Origin of the sequence: Halomonas sp. THAF12 (assembly GCF_009363675.1) — a bacterium.
Classification (GTDB): Bacteria; Pseudomonadota; Gammaproteobacteria; order Pseudomonadales; family Halomonadaceae; genus Halomonas; species Halomonas smyrnensis.
The window spans coordinates 1,612,396-1,625,917 of sequence record NZ_CP045399.1 but is presented as its reverse complement, the minus strand read 5'-3'; the positions used below and the strand labels follow the sequence as shown (position 1 = coordinate 1,625,917).

The window sequence follows — 13,522 nt, the reverse complement described above, 5'->3', positions numbered from 1 at the left end:
GAAGGCCCGGGCCGCGACCGCGGCCCGGGGAGCGGCTTATTCGACCGAGGCCACCTCGGCGTCGGCGCCGCCACCGCAGCGTCCCTCGACGACGTTGTAGTTGCCGCAGCGCATCGGCGCGCGCCAGTCGCTGATCAGGTCGCGCGAGCCCGGCAGGTAGTCGGACCAGGCATCGCCGGCCACGGTGGACGGGGTCTCCCAGACGATGGAGAACTGGCCGTTGTCCTGGATCTCGCCGATCAGCACCGGCTTGGTGATGTGGTGGTTGGGCATCATGGTGGCGTAGCCGCCGGTCAGGTTGGGCACGGAGACGCCGATGATGGCGTCCTTGACCGCGTCGACCTCGGCGGTGCCGGCCTTGCGCACGGCCTCGGCCCACATGTTGAAGCCGATGTAGTGGGCCTCCATCGGATCGTTGGTGACCGCCATCTCGTCGCCGGTGTAGTCGATCCAGCTGTCGATGAAGTCGTAGTTGGTGTCGGTATCGACGCTCATGAAGTAGTTCCAGGCGGCCAGATGGCCGACCAGCGGCGCGGTGTCGATGCCGGACAGCTCCTGCTCGCCCACCGAGAAGGCCACCACCGGGATGTCCGCGGCGTCGATGCCCTGATTGCCGAGCTCGCGATAGAACGGCACGTTGGCGTCGCCGTTGATGGTCGAGACCACCGCGGTCTTCTTGCCCTGGCTGCCGAAGTCGGCGATGTCGGAGACGATGTTCTGCCAGTCGGAATGCCCGAAGGGGGTGTAGTTGACCATGATGTCGTCATCGGCCACGCCATGGTCCTTGAGGTAGGCCTCGAGGATCTTGTTGGTGGTGCGCGGATAGACGTAGTCGGTGCCGGCCAGCACCCAGCGCTCCACGCCGACCTCGTTCATCAGGTAGTCGACCGCCGGGACCGCCTGCTGATTGGGCGCCGCGCCGGTGTAGAAGACGTTCTCGGAGGACTCCTCGCCCTCGTACTGGACCGGATAGAACAGCAGGCCATCGAGCTCCTCGACCACCGGCAGCACCGACTTGCGTGATACCGAGGTCCAGTTGCCGAAGATCACGTCGACCTCGTCCTGGGCCAGCAGCTGGCGCGCCTTCTCGGCGAACAGCGGCCAGTCGGAGGCCGGGTCGACCACCACCGGTTCGAGCTCGCGGCCGAGCAGGCCGCCCTGCGCGTTCTGCTGCTCGATGAGCATCAGCATGGTGTCCTTGAGGGTCGACTCGCTGATGGCCATGGTGCCGGAGAGCGAGTGCAGGATGCCGACCTTGATCGGGTCCTCCTGGGCCATGGCGGGGGCCGAGACGGCGAGGCTCAGCAGGGTGGCGGCGAACAGACGCTTGGGCACGGCGGGCGAATGGGAACTCATGATGATCTCCTTGTCGATCCAGACGTAGTATTGGCGTTGTTATGAAGGGCGGTGGCACGCCACGGTGCACCATGCCCTACCCTCGCGCTGCAAGAGCTACGCCACATTCTGGATCAACCGGGATAAACATTAACTTTCAATAATTTAATGAATCCTCCAACACACTTCCTCCTGCCGATAGTGCCCTTCTGGTGCAAGTGTCGCACCGGCTTCGCTCCACTTTGGTGCCACCCCGCGGCGCTGGGAGGTCGCGGCCGGGGGCGCATGGTGTCGCTGTCGATATCGGTGCCAGGCCGAAAACGAAACGGGGGCGCCGGCACGATGCCGACGCCCCCGTCAGGTGGCGGATGCGATCAGGTTCACGCCATCAGTCGCCCTCCGGGCCTCCGGTGCCGGTGGCCACCTTCATGCGACGGCGCAGCAGCGGGCCGACGATGTAGGGCAGGATCAGGCCGAGGCCGGCGAAGACCCACAGGCCGATGGCCAGGCCGCTGTCCCACAGGATGGTCCAGTCGCCGTCGGCGATGTCCATGGCGTGACGCAGGTTCTTCTCCATCTCCGGCCCCAGCAGCAGGCCGAGGATGATCGGCACCAGCGGAATCTCCAGCTTGCGGAAGAGATAGCCGGCCACGCCGAAGGCCACCATGAAGTAGAGGTCGAAGGCGCTGTTGCTGATCGAGTAGATGCCCACGAAGGCCACCATGGTGACGATCGGCAGCAGGAACATCGGCGGCACCGACAGCAGCCGGACGAAGATGCCCACCAGTGGAATGTTCAGCACCAGCAGCAGGAAGTTGCCGATCAGCAGCGCCGCGATCACGCCCCAGACGATATCGGCGTTCTGGGTGAACATCAGCGGTCCCGGGGTGATGTTCAGCGAGATCAGCAGCGCCAGCAGCACCGCGGTGGTGCCGCTGCCCGGCACGCCGAGGGTCAGCATCGGCACCAGGGCGCCGCTGGAGGCACCGTTGTTGCCGGCCTCGGGGCCGGCCACTCCGCGCGGATCGCCCTCACCGAAGTAACCCTTGCTGCCGACCACCTTCTTCTCGAGGGTGTAGCCGATGAAGCTGCCCAGGGAAGCCCCCGCACCGGGAAGCACGCCGGCGATGAAGCCGAGGATGCCGCCGCGGATGCTCGACGGCATGATGCCGCGGATGTCGGCCCACTTCAGCGACAGCTTGTTGACGGTCATCTTCTCCTTGCCGCCGCCGGCCTTGTCCTCGATGAAGAACAAGAGCTCGGAGATGGCGAACAGACCGACGATGGCGATGATGAAGTCGACGCCCTCGTAGAGCTCCAGCACGCCGAAGGTGTAGCGCTGCACGCCGGTGCTGTCGATGCCCATGGTGGAGATCATCAGGCCCAGGCAGGCCGCCACCACGGTCTTCATCGGGTTCTTCCCGGTGATGCCGCCGAGGGTGGCGAAGGCCAGCAGGAACAGCGCGAAGTACTCGGCCGGGCCGAAGGTCAGGGCGAACTTGGCCAGCAGCGGCGCCAGCAGGATCAGGCCCACGGTGGCGATCAGGCTGCCCATGAAGGAGGCCACGGCGGAGATCGCCAGCGCCTCGGCGGCCTTGCCCTTCTTCGCCATCGGGTAGCCGTCGAGACAGGTCATCATCGCCGGCTCGTCGCCGGGGATGTTGAGCAGGATCGAGGAGATGCGCCCGCCGTACATGGCCCCGGCATAGACCGAGGTGAGCATGATCAGCGCGGTTTCCGGCGGCAGGCCCAGGGAGAAGGCCAGCGGAATCAGGATCGCCACGCCGTTGGCCGGCCCGAGGCCCGGCAGCGCCCCGATCAGGGTGCCGAGGAAGGCCCCCAGCAGGGCGAACATCAGGTTATGCGGCGCCAGGGCGACGCCGAAGCCGTCGATCAGATAACCCAGCGTTTCCATCAGCTCACCTCCAGGACAGACAGCGGCCCCAGCGGCAGCGCCAGATCGAGGGCAAAGTTGAACACCAGGAACACCACCACGCCGGCCACGCCGCCGGTGACATAGGCCCGGACCGGAGAGGCGCCCATGCGCCAGCACAGCGTGCCCACCGCCAGCAGGGTGCTGAGGATGAAGCCGAGCGGCTGCAGCAGCGCGGTGTAGGCGATCAGCACCAGCACCGCGATCACCAGCTCGATGCCGGTGCGGCTCCAGGGCCAGGCGTTATCCGGGTCGGGACGCACGATCAGATAGAGGCTGGACAGCGCCAGCACGACGGAAAGCAGCAGCGGGAAGGTCTCGGGGCCGACGCCCTCGGACCCGCCGAACGGTTCGGGAAACTGGGTAGCACCCCAGCCGTACGCGACGGCCAGGGCGATCAACAGGACCCCGAAGATGCGGTCGTTGAAGGTCATTCCTGAATCAGCCCGATATCTTTGGAGAGTTGGTTGATGTCGGCGATCTGGTCGGTCACGAACTGCTCGAACTCACCGGCGCTCATGTGGAACGGCATCAGGCCGTTGCTGGCCATCACGTCCTTCCACTCCTGGCTCTCGTAGATGGTGTCCATGGCATCCATCCAGTACTGCTTGGCGTCGTCGGAGACGTCGGCCGGCATGTAGAAGCCGCGCCAGTTCGGACCGATGGCGTCGATGCCCTGCTCGCGGGCGGTGGGGATGTCGCTGTACTCGCCCGGCAGGCGCTCCTCGGAGAGCACGGCCAGCACCCGCAGGTCACCGGATTCCATGAAGCCCTGGGCCTCGGTGATGTCGCCGGTGAAGGCATCGACGTGGCCGCCGACCACCTGAGTCATGGCCTCGCCGCCGTTGTTGTACGACAGGTAGGGAATCCGCGGCAGGTTCTCGACCCCGGCTTCCTGGGCGGCGATCAGCACCTTGAGGTGGTCCCAGCCGCCCTTGGCGCTGCCGCCGGCGAACTTGACGCTGCGCGGGTTTTCCTTGAGCGCGTCCATCAGCTCGGGCAGGTCGTCGTACTCGGAGCCATCGGCCACGGCGATCACGCCGTAGTCGGCACCCAGCGCGCCCACCCAGTTGACCATGTCGGCGTCCATACCCGGGAACTGGCCCTGGGCCAGGCGGGTGGTGGTGGCGGTGGAGGCGGCGACCAGCAGCTGCTCGTCGCCGGCGCGCTTGCTGACGGTGTGGGCGTAGGCCACGCCGCCGCCGGCACCGGCCATGTTGATGGTCTGCACGCTGGCCGGCACCAGGTCCAGCTGTTCCATCACGTTGCCCACGCTGCGGCAGGTGAAGTCCCAGCCGCCACCCGGGTCGGCGGGAGCGATGCATTCGACCTTGCCTTCCGGCTCGAAGGCCATGGCGGAACCGGCGCTGACGGTGAAGGCGGCGACGGCGACGAACTTGAGTGGCGTTCTCACGGACATTGTTGTTGTCCCCTCTGATGTTTTCGTTGGCAGATCGGGTCGGGCTTGTCGGACGCTGACACCTGCCTTACAATTCTGTAAGGCAGAACAACGTTCCCTTGAGCGGAAAATTAGGCCGCCCATGCCATGGGGGTCAATGCCGTTTCGGCGAATTGCGACCAAAGTTGCAGAGGTTCGGATCGCCGTCACGGAGGCCGCACAAGGCCATGAGAGACCATCCACGGGCGATGGCGAGAGCAAGATCATGAACGAGGAGCGACGATGGCCCAGGACCGCGTCGAGGCCGTCGAGCGCGCACTGACCGTGCTCGAGGTGTTCGATTCTTCCCAGGAGGCGTTCGCCCTGGCCGAACTGGCCGAGGCGACCGGCTTCTACAAGAGCACACTGCTGCGCCTGCTCGGCTCGCTGGCCCGTTTCGACTACGTGCAGCGCGGCGAGGACGGCCGCTGGCGGCTCGGCGGCAGCCCCATGCGCCTGGCCCGTCGCCACGCGCCCTCGCAGCAGCTGGCCGTGCGCGTCCAGCCCTGGCTCGACCGCCTGGCCGCCGAGACCGGCGAGACCGCCGCCCTGCTGGCGCTGCATCCCGGCGAGGCGGAATGCCGTCTGGCCGCCCTGCCCGCCACACCGCTGCGCCACGACCTGCGCCCCGGCAGCCGCTGGCCGGTGGAGCAGGACGTGGACCCGCGCCCCGCCCTGCCCGGCGGCACCATGACCTGCCTGGCGCTGGCCGACGCGCCCGGGGAGCCGCCGCTGTGGCTGTCGCTGTCCGGCCCCGCCGGCCGCCTCGCCCCGGGGGCCGCCCACGAGGCCCTGGCCCGGGCCCGCGATGCCCTGAGCCGAAGCCTAGCCGGCGAGGAGGAGACCCCACGATGATGCTGCTGGTGGAAGACGATCGGCTGCTGGCGGAGACGCTGGTGGACGCCCTGTCGCTGGAGGGACACGGCATCGAGCACCTGGCCGACGGCGAGGCCGCCCGGCAGCGCCTGGACGGCGCCGACCACGGCCTGTCGCTGGTGCTGCTGGACCTCAACCTGCCCGGCTGCAGCGGGCTCGAGGTGCTCGAGACCCTGCGCCGCCACGACGCCGACACCCCGGTGCTGATCCTCACCGCCCGGGGCGCGGTGGAGGATCGCGTGCGCGGGCTCGATCTCGGCGCCGACGACTACCTGGCCAAGCCCTTCGCCCTGGACGAGCTCGAGGCCCGGGTGCGCGCCCTGCTGCGCCGCCGTGAGCGCGGCCAGGCGCTCCAGGTCGGCCCGCTGGCCTTCGACGCCCCGGCCCAGCGCTTCACCCTCGACGGCGAGACGCTGTCGCTGCCGCCGCGGGAGCAGCGCCTGCTGGCCTGCCTGATGCGCCACGGCGGCGAGCCGGTCGACAAGGCCCGCCTGGCCGAGGAGGCCTTCCAGGGCGAGGCCATGGGCGACAACGCCATCGAGGTCTACGTCCACCGCCTGCGCAAGCGCCTGGCCGGCAGCGCCGTCGCCCTGCGCACCGTGCGCGGCCTGGGCTACCTGCTGGAGGCCGAGTGACGCGGCGCGACAGCCTGTATCGGCGCCTGCTGACCTGGCTGCTGCTGCCGCTGATGGCGCTGGGCGCGCTGATGGTGCTGCAGGCCTGGATCGAGGCCCGCCACACCGCCGATCGCGCCTTCGACCGCCTGCTCGAGGCCGCCACCCTGGCCATCGCCGAGCAGGTCCAGTGGCAGGACGAACGGCTGTGGCTCGACCTGCCGCCGGCGGCGCTGGAGATGCTCGCCACCGACGCCGAGGAGCGCGTCTTCTACGCCCTCTACGACGCCGAGGGGCGCTTCGTCACCGGCAACGCCGACCTTCCCGGCCCGCCCCGCCGCGACGGCAATGACGAGAACGCACTGCGCTTCCGCGATCTGGTCTGGCACGACCTCGAACTGCGCCAGGGCGTGCGCCGCGCCCGCCTGGAGGACTGGCGGGCGCGCGAGCGCTTCGAGGTGCGCGTCGCCCACACCCGCGAGGGGCGCGAACGCCTGACCGGCGAGCTCTTGCGCGCCAATCTGGCCTACATCCTCGGCATGGCGGGGCTCGCCGCCGCGGTGGTGGTGCTGGCCATTCGCGGCGCCCTGACCCCGCTGAGCCGCCTGCGTCGCGCCATCCGCGCCCGCGACCCACGCACCCTGGCGCCGCTGGAGCTGCCGCTGCCGCACGAGCTCGCCGAGCTGCGCGAGACGCTCAACGAGCTGCTGGCCCGCATGCGCCGGGTGAAGGCCAACCAGGAGCGCTTCATCGGCGACGCCTCCCACCAGCTGCGCACGCCGCTGGCCGGCCTCTCGGCCCGGGCCGAGCTGGCCCTGCGCCAGGACGACCCGCAGCACTGGCGCGAGGCGCTCGAGGCCATGCAGGCCACCAGCGCCCGCACCTCGCATCTGGCCGTCCAGCTGCTGTCGCTGACCCGCCTCGACAACCCCGAGTACCACCCTGAGCTCACCCCGGTGGATCTCGATGCCTTGGCGCGCGGCGCCGTGCGTCGACACTGGAGCCCCTGCCATCGCGCCGGCATCGACCTGGGGCTCGACGCCCCGGACTCCCCGGTGACGGTGGCCGGACTCGACTGGCAGCTCGAGGAAGTGCTGGCCAACCTGGTCGACAACGCGCGCCGCTACGGGGCGACGCGCATCACCGTGCGGGTCACCGCCGCCCCGCCCGTGCTCGAGGTCGAGGACGACGGGCCCGGCATCCCCGCCGACCGGCGCCTGCTGATGCTGCGCCCCTTCCATCGCGGCAGCGACGATCCCGACGGCTCCGGGCTCGGGCTCGCCATCGTCGACGGCATCGCCCGCACCCACGGCGCGCGCCTGCGGCTCGACGACGGCCTGGACGGCCAGGGGCTGCGGGTCGGCCTGCACTTCCCGGAGGAGATCGCCTGATGCGACATTGCTGGCTCGCCCTGCTGTGGCCATGGCTTTGCCTGGCCCCGCTCGCCGGCGCCGACGAGCGCCTGCACTACCCCGCCGAACCGATGACCGGGACCTCGGGCGAGCTGGTGGTGCACGGCGCGCTGGACCTGGTCTACGCCCGGCCGCTGTTCGAGGCGTTCCACGCGCGCCATCCGGGCATCGCGCTCACCTATCGCAACCTCGACACCCTGAGCCTGCATCGGCGCTTCCTGGCGCATCCCGACGAGGTCGACGTGCTGATGTCCTCGGCCATGCCCTGGCAGTACCGTCTGGCCAACGACGGCCACGCGCGCCCGCTGGCGTCGCCGGAGGCCGAGGCCTGGCCCGCCTGGGCGCGCTGGCGACACGAGCTGTTCGCCTTCACCTTCGAACCGATCGTGATGGTGGTGCGGCGCGAACTCATCGAGCGCTTCGGGCGTCCGGAGAGCCACGCCGATCTGCTCGCCATGCTCGAACGCCATCCCGAGGCCCTGCGCGGGCGCGTGGTGACCTACGACCCGGAGCGCAGCGGCGCCGGCTACGGCTATGCCATTCAGGAATCGCGGCTGACGCCGCGCTACTGGGATCTGGTGGCCGCCTTCGGGGGCGCCCGAGCGGCGCTGGCGACCACCACCGGCGAGATGCTGGCGGGCCTCGACGACGGCCGCTACTGGCTGGGGTACAACCTGCTGGGCAGCTATGCCCGGGCGGTGGCCGACGCCAATCCGGCGCTGGAGGTCGTGGTGCCCGATGACTATGCCCTGGTGACCCAGCGCCTGGCGCTGATCTCGCGCCACGCGCCGCATCCGGACAACGCGCGCCACTTCATGGACTTCCTGCTCGGCGAAGCCGGTCAGCGGGTGATCGCCGAGGCCACGCCGCTGGGCGCCGTACACCCGGCGCTGGAGGGTCCGGGCACGGCCGCGGCCCTGCAAGCTACCCACGGCGAGGCATTGAGGCCCGTGTCGCTGGGGCCGGGGCTGCTGGCCACCCTGGACGACCTCAAGCGCCAGGCGCTGCTGACGCGCTGGAAACGGGAGTTCACACGCACGGACGCCGCGTCACCCTGACGGGCGACGCGGCGTCCGGACGGCGGATCAGTCGACCAGGCTGAGCTGGACCCGGGCCGTGCCGCGATGGAGCATGCCGAGCGCACGGGCGGCGCTCTTGGAGAGATCGATCACGCGGCCGGAGACGAAGGGGCCACGGTCGTTGATCATGACCTCGACCTGACGGCCGTTGTCGGGCCGGGTCACCAGCACCTTGGTACCGAACGGCAGGGTGCGGTGCGCGGCGGTGAATTCACGCTGGTCGAAGGCGTCGCCGCTGGCCGTGGTGCGCCCCTGGAAGCGATCGCTGTAGAAGGACGCCACGCCCTTCTGGATCGACGCGGCGTCGCCCTCGTCGTGGGCCAGGCTCGGACCGGTGCTGCCGAACATCCCGGCCAGCAGGCCGATCATCGCCAGACGGCGAACGCCGCTGAAGCGGACCGGGCCCGCCTTGCCGAAAAACCCCATGTGTCACCTCGCAACAGCATGGGCGCCAATCGACCTCCTGCGATCAGGCGCCGCCAGACGTATCGGACGGTGTCGGGTGCTTTCCCTGCAGCCAACCATGGCTGGCGGCTCGATCGCTGTCGAACCAGGCCAGGGCGTCATGCAATGTCACCACCGTGCCGACGATGATAAGCGTTGGAGGGCGGATATTAGCCAACTCATCGACCGACGGCAAATCCGACAGGCTGGCCACGTGCACCCGCTGGCGTGCCGTGGTGCCCTGCTCGATCAGCGCCAGCGGCGTGTCATCCGCCAGCCCATGGGCGCGCAGTTGCTCGCAGATGAGCTCGAGGCTGCCGAGCCCCATGTAGAACACCAGGGTCTGGCCGGGGCTGGCCAGCGCCTGCCAGTCCAGATCGCAGCTGCCATTGCGCAGGTGGCCGGTGATGAAGCGCACCGACTGGGCGTGATCCCGATGGGTCAGCGGAATGCCGGCATAGGCGGCGCAGCCCGAGGCCGCGGTGATGCCCGGCACCACCTCCACCTCGACGCCGGCCGCCACCAGGGTCTCGAGCTCCTCGCCGCCGCGGCCGAAGATGAAGGGGTCACCGCCCTTGAGGCGCACCACGCGCTTGCCCGATTGCGCCCAGTCGACCAGCGCCTGGTTGATGCCCTCCTGGGGCACGCTGTGGTCGGAGCGGGCCTTGCCGACGTAGAGACGCTGCGCCTCAGGGCCGGCCAGGGCCAGGATCTCGTCGCTGACCAGCCGGTCATGGAGGATGACGTCGGCGGCCTGCAGGCGCCGCAGCGCCTTGACGGTCACAAGCTCCGGATCACCGGGCCCGGCGCCGACCAGGCTGACGCGCCCGGGCACCAGGTCGGACGCCGCGGGAGGCAGCCGGAGAGCCGAGGAAGCGGACGGGGGGGTCGCGGCGCACATATTCCAATATCTCGATCAAAAAAGATTTTATATGCAATAAAGTAATTAATTTGCCGGCAAAATGCCACTCCCCATCGCCTCTCATCCAGGATTTGTGTGCCCGCACGATGCCTGAAACGACGCGGCCCCCGCCAAAGCGGGGGCCGCGTACACGCGAAGCACGGTGTCGTCAGGCGGACAGCGTGCGCATCAGCCGGGGGCTGGCGAGCTCGCCGATCAGCGTGATCACCGCCAGTGCCAGCAGCAACCAGGGCCACTGCACGCCGAACTCCAGGGTGGCGATGCCCAGGGCATCGAGGAAGATGACCACGATGCCCAGCGGGCTGACGTAGCGCACCATGAACAGCCACAGGGCATGCACCGCCGGCGACAGACCGAGCTCCTCGCGCACCGACTCGCTGTTGAGCACGAAGCCGGCCAGCAGCGCCACGCCCAGACCGCCGAGCGGCATCATCCAGCGCGAGGTCAGGTAGTCCAGCCAGTCGAAGAAGTGCTTGCCGGCCAGGGTCCAGTCGGCGCCGACGTTGAACGACAGCATGGCCAGGGTGCTGATCACCCACAGCACGATGCCGATGCCCCAGGACGCGGTGCGACGCGAGATGCCCTTGTTGTCGGTGAGCCAGGAGACCGTGGCCTCGACCATGGAGATCGAGGAAGTCAGCGCGGCCATGGACAGCATGACGAAGAACAGCACGCCGAACAGGGTGCCCATCGGCATGGCCTGGAAGGCCAGCGGCAGGCTCATGAAGATCAGCCCCGGACCGCTGCCCGGCTCCATGCCGTTGGCGAAGATCACCGGGAAGATCGCCAGGCCGGCCATCAGCGCCACCAGGGTATCGGCGACGGCCACGCTGAGGGTGGTGCGGCCGATGGAGGCGTGGCGCGGCAGGTAGCTGCCGTAGGTCAGGATCGCGCCGGAGGCCAGCGACAGGGTGAAGAAGGCGTGGCCCATGGCGGCCAGCATGCCTTCGCTGGACAGGCTGCCGGCGTTGAAGGCGAACAGGAACTGCACCGCCTCGCCGAAGCCGCCGGAGAAGGCGCCGTAGACGATCATGATCACCAGCATCACGACCATGCCGGGCATCATCCAGCTGACGCTCTTCTCGATACCGGCCTGCACGCCCTTGCCGACGATCACCATGGTGGCGATCGTGACCAGGGTGCTCCAGAAGCCCAGGTTGAACGGGTTGGCGTTGTTGGCGCCGAAGATGGCCGCCATGTCGTCGACGCTGGAGCCGGCCAGGCCGCCGGTGAGCATCTTCCACAGGTAGGAGAAGGACCAGCCGGCCACGACCACGTAGAAGCACAGGATCATGAAGCCGCAGAGCATGGCCATCCAGCCGAGCAGCGACCAGGCCGAGGCCCCCTTCGATTCGGCGGTGACCCGGCGAATGGCGTCGATGGGGCTGCCGCGGCCGCGGCGACCGAGGGCGATCTCGGTCATCATCACCGGCACGCCGATGGCCAGGATGCAGGCCAGATAGACCAGCACGAAGGCCCCGCCGCCGTATTCGCCGGTCATGTAGGGAAACTTCCAGACGTTGCCCAGGCCGACCGCGGAGCCGGTCGCCGCCAGGACGAAGCCCCAGCGGCCCAGCCACTGAGTACGGGGTTGTGAGTCGTTAGTCATGTCACACCAGGGATCACGGAACTATTGTTGTCGCCGCCACACAGCATGGGGCCACCGCAAGGCGGCTATTGTGACGGATTTTATCGTGGTTGGGCAGGGAGACGGCGGATTGTTCTGTTTTCCGCCTCCCCGCCATGACCGGCACTCGGCCAACCGGTGGGATCAGTCTGCCTTGAGCACGCCGCGGCGGATCTGGTCCTCCTCGATGGATTCGAACAGGGCCTTGAAGTTGCCCTCGCCGAAGCCGTCGTTGCCCTTGCGCTGGATGATCTCGAAGAAGATCGGCCCGATCACGGTCTCGGTGAAGATCTGCAGCAGCACGCCCTGCTCCGGGGCACCGTCCACCAGCAGGTTCAGCTCGCGCAGCTCGTCGAGGTTCTCCTCGTGGTTGGGCACGCGCTGGTCGACCCTCTCGTAGTAGGTGTCCGGGGTGGACAGGAACTGGATGCCGTTGGCCTTCAGCGCGCGCACGGTGGCGTAGATGTCGTCGGTGGCCATGGCCAGGTGCTGGATGCCCTCGCCGTTGTACTCGCGCAGGAATTCGGCGATCTGGGAGCTGTCGTCGGCGGACTCGTTGATCGGGATGTGCATCTTGCCGCAGGGCGCGGTCATGGCCCGGGAGTAGAGCCCGGTCTTCTTGCCGGCGATATCGAAGTAGCGCAGCTCGCGGAAGTTGGCCAGGCGGGTGTAGAAGCCGGCCCAGACGTCCATCTGGCCGCGATCGACGTTGTGGGTCAGGTGATCGAGCACCTGCAGGCCGACGCTGTGATCCCCAGCGCTGCGGCCCTCGATCGGCGCGAAGTCGATGTCGTAGATGCTGCGACCCTCGCCGTCGAGCCTGTCGTCGACGAAGTACAGCAGCGAGCCGCCGATGCCCTCGACCGCCGGAATGCCGACCTCGCCCTCGCCCACCGGCACCTCCACCGGCGTGGCGCCGCAGTCCACGGCGCGCTCGAAGGCCCGGCGGGCATCGGCCACCTTCCAGGCCATGGCGCAGGCGGAGGGCCCGTGAACGCGCGCGAACTCGGCGGCGTGGCTGCCGGGTTCGGCGTTGAGCACGAAGTTGATTCTTTCCTGCTGGAACAGGAAGACCTCCTTGGAGCGGTGCTTGCGCGTCTCGGTGAAGCCGAGCTGCAGGAACAGGCGACGCAGCGCCTCGATGCCCTCGGCGGTGGGCGCGCTGTACTCGACGAAGGCGAAGCCGTCGGTGCCGAGCGGGTTGGTGGTATCGGTCTGGGGCGCCTGAGCGGGGGTGCCTTGGACGGGGGCGTTCATGCAGAACCTCCGGGGTGCTTGTGATTGTGATCTCCGGGCCTTGGCCCGTCGAGGTGCCCCCAGACTAGTGCGCCTCGCCCCCCGCCGGAATGCGCCGCGGCGCCCTCCCGCCGCCCTCGGAGGGCCCGCCTCGACGGGCATCGTCAAGATTCCGTGACACCGTCATCCCACCCCCCAAACCTCCTCGCTCGGGCGGAAAGGTTCGCTGACAGGCCGTCAAATTTTCGTTACACCCTGAGCGTCGGTATCGCCCAGCAGGCGCTCGACGCTTTCGACCTTGTCATCCATGCGCTGCTCCCGGTCGGTCCGCGTCCCCATCTTGAGGGTCGAGGTGATGCGCGGCGCCCCCATCTCGTGCACCGTTTCGTGACAGCGCTTGACCACCGCCATGACCTCGTCCCAGGGCCCTTCGATATTGGTGCCGTAGGCATGCATCCGGTAATCCAGCCCGGAGGCCTCGATCACCCGCTGGCAGGCCGCCACCTGGGGCGAGACCGACACACCGACGCCCAGCGGCACCACACACAGATCCACGATGACGTGCATGATATTGCCCTCTTCTCTTAACGGTTGGTGATTTATAAA

The 13,522-nt window shown here is 68.6% G+C and carries 13 protein-coding genes; 4 read left to right on the top strand and 9 right to left on the bottom strand.

Translation table 11 applies throughout. The features are described from left to right. Nucleotides 1-36: 36 nt before the first annotated feature. From urtA to FIU88_RS07400, 4 genes are all read right to left on the bottom strand, one after another. A complete protein-coding gene (urtA, locus tag FIU88_RS07415; protein ID WP_016854652.1) occupies nucleotides 37-1,356 on the bottom strand; it encodes an urea ABC transporter substrate-binding protein in 1,320 nt (439 codons plus the stop codon). Between the two features lie 367 nt (nucleotides 1,357-1,723). Beyond that, on the bottom strand, nucleotides 1,724-3,250 hold the full coding sequence (locus FIU88_RS07410) for a tripartite tricarboxylate transporter permease (RefSeq protein WP_152478740.1): 1,527 nt from the start codon (nucleotides 3,248-3,250) through the stop codon (nucleotides 1,724-1,726). Then, nucleotides 3,250-3,702 carry a tripartite tricarboxylate transporter TctB family protein gene (locus FIU88_RS07405; protein WP_152478739.1) on the bottom strand — a complete coding sequence of 151 codons (453 nt, stop codon included), beginning with the start codon at nucleotides 3,700-3,702 and terminating at the stop codon, nucleotides 3,250-3,252. Before FIU88_RS07405 ends, FIU88_RS07410 begins: the two co-directional genes overlap by 1 nt. After that, nucleotides 3,699-4,688 (bottom strand): tripartite tricarboxylate transporter substrate binding protein, encoded by a 990-nt coding sequence (locus FIU88_RS07400; RefSeq protein ID WP_152478738.1) that lies wholly within the window; start codon nucleotides 4,686-4,688, stop codon nucleotides 3,699-3,701. Before FIU88_RS07400 ends, FIU88_RS07405 begins: the two co-directional genes overlap by 4 nt. Before the next feature lie 261 nt (nucleotides 4,689-4,949). Here FIU88_RS07400 and FIU88_RS07395 point away from each other — a divergent pair, with 261 nt between their 5' ends. The 4 genes from FIU88_RS07395 to FIU88_RS07380 are packed head-to-tail and all read left to right on the top strand — an operon-like array spanning nucleotide 4,950 to nucleotide 8,666. Beyond that, nucleotides 4,950-5,561 (top strand): helix-turn-helix domain-containing protein, encoded by a 612-nt coding sequence (locus FIU88_RS07395; RefSeq protein ID WP_152478737.1) that lies wholly within the window; start codon nucleotides 4,950-4,952, stop codon nucleotides 5,559-5,561. Further along, complete coding sequence (locus FIU88_RS07390; RefSeq protein WP_152478736.1) at nucleotides 5,558-6,217, top strand: response regulator transcription factor; 660 nt, start codon at nucleotides 5,558-5,560, stop codon at nucleotides 6,215-6,217. The genes FIU88_RS07395 and FIU88_RS07390 overlap by 4 nt, the downstream gene beginning before the upstream one ends. Further along, entirely contained in the window at nucleotides 6,214-7,587 is a 1,374-nt protein-coding gene (locus FIU88_RS07385) for a sensor histidine kinase (RefSeq protein ID WP_152478735.1), read from the top strand. The genes FIU88_RS07390 and FIU88_RS07385 overlap by 4 nt, the downstream gene beginning before the upstream one ends. Beyond that, on the top strand, nucleotides 7,587-8,666 hold the full coding sequence (locus tag FIU88_RS07380) for an ABC transporter substrate-binding protein (RefSeq protein WP_152478734.1): 1,080 nt from the start codon (nucleotides 7,587-7,589) through the stop codon (nucleotides 8,664-8,666). Before FIU88_RS07385 ends, FIU88_RS07380 begins: the two co-directional genes overlap by 1 nt. 27 nt (nucleotides 8,667-8,693) lie before the next feature. Here the strand turns inward: FIU88_RS07380 and FIU88_RS07375 are convergent, their stop codons facing one another. From FIU88_RS07375 to FIU88_RS07355, 5 genes are all read right to left on the bottom strand, one after another. After that, on the bottom strand, nucleotides 8,694-9,035 hold the full coding sequence (locus tag FIU88_RS07375) for a septal ring lytic transglycosylase RlpA family protein (protein ID WP_051008814.1): 342 nt from the start codon (nucleotides 9,033-9,035) through the stop codon (nucleotides 8,694-8,696). A 121-nt stretch (nucleotides 9,036-9,156) separates the two neighbouring features. After that, nucleotides 9,157-10,032 (bottom strand): uroporphyrinogen-III C-methyltransferase, encoded by an 876-nt coding sequence (gene cobA, locus FIU88_RS07370; RefSeq protein ID WP_253742789.1) that lies wholly within the window; start codon nucleotides 10,030-10,032, stop codon nucleotides 9,157-9,159. 169 nt (nucleotides 10,033-10,201) lie between these two features. Continuing rightward, the gene (locus tag FIU88_RS07365) at nucleotides 10,202-11,662 is read right to left on the bottom strand and encodes a sodium-dependent transporter (RefSeq protein WP_152478733.1); all 1,461 of its coding nucleotides are present in this window, start codon (nucleotides 11,660-11,662) and stop codon (nucleotides 10,202-10,204) included. A gap of 162 nt (nucleotides 11,663-11,824) precedes the next feature. After that, on the bottom strand, nucleotides 11,825-12,937 hold the full coding sequence (hppD, locus tag FIU88_RS07360) for a 4-hydroxyphenylpyruvate dioxygenase (protein ID WP_152478732.1): 1,113 nt from the start codon (nucleotides 12,935-12,937) through the stop codon (nucleotides 11,825-11,827). A gap of 216 nt (nucleotides 12,938-13,153) precedes the next feature. Then, nucleotides 13,154-13,483 carry an MTH1187 family thiamine-binding protein gene (locus tag FIU88_RS07355; protein ID WP_016854641.1) on the bottom strand — a complete coding sequence of 110 codons (330 nt, stop codon included), beginning with the start codon at nucleotides 13,481-13,483 and terminating at the stop codon, nucleotides 13,154-13,156. Nucleotides 13,484-13,522 lie beyond the last annotated feature (39 nt).

What these genes read in the sequence shown, in the direction of transcription:
- FIU88_RS07390 (WP_152478736.1), top strand. Translation starts at nt 5,558, where the DNA reads ATGATGCTGCTGGTGGAAGACGATCGGCTGCTGGCGGAGACGCTGGTG.
- FIU88_RS07380 (WP_152478734.1), top strand. Translation starts at nt 7,587, where the DNA reads ATGCGACATTGCTGGCTCGCCCTGCTGTGGCCATGGCTTTGCCTGGCC.
- cobA (WP_253742789.1), bottom strand. Translation starts at nt 10,032, where the DNA reads ATGTGCGCCGCGACCCCCCCGTCCGCTTCCTCGGCTCTCCGGCTGCCT.
- FIU88_RS07410 (WP_152478740.1), bottom strand. Translation starts at nt 3,250, where the DNA reads ATGGAAACGCTGGGTTATCTGATCGACGGCTTCGGCGTCGCCCTGGCG.
- FIU88_RS07395 (WP_152478737.1), top strand. Translation starts at nt 4,950, where the DNA reads ATGGCCCAGGACCGCGTCGAGGCCGTCGAGCGCGCACTGACCGTGCTC.
- urtA (WP_016854652.1), bottom strand. Translation starts at nt 1,356, where the DNA reads ATGAGTTCCCATTCGCCCGCCGTGCCCAAGCGTCTGTTCGCCGCCACC.
- hppD (WP_152478732.1), bottom strand. Translation starts at nt 12,937, where the DNA reads ATGAACGCCCCCGTCCAAGGCACCCCCGCTCAGGCGCCCCAGACCGAT.
- FIU88_RS07375 (WP_051008814.1), bottom strand. Translation starts at nt 9,035, where the DNA reads ATGTTCGGCAGCACCGGTCCGAGCCTGGCCCACGACGAGGGCGACGCC.
- FIU88_RS07400 (WP_152478738.1), bottom strand. Translation starts at nt 4,688, where the DNA reads ATGTCCGTGAGAACGCCACTCAAGTTCGTCGCCGTCGCCGCCTTCACC.
- FIU88_RS07355 (WP_016854641.1), bottom strand. Translation starts at nt 13,483, where the DNA reads ATGCACGTCATCGTGGATCTGTGTGTGGTGCCGCTGGGCGTCGGTGTG.
- FIU88_RS07365 (WP_152478733.1), bottom strand. Translation starts at nt 11,662, where the DNA reads ATGACTAACGACTCACAACCCCGTACTCAGTGGCTGGGCCGCTGGGGC.
- FIU88_RS07405 (WP_152478739.1), bottom strand. Translation starts at nt 3,702, where the DNA reads ATGACCTTCAACGACCGCATCTTCGGGGTCCTGTTGATCGCCCTGGCC.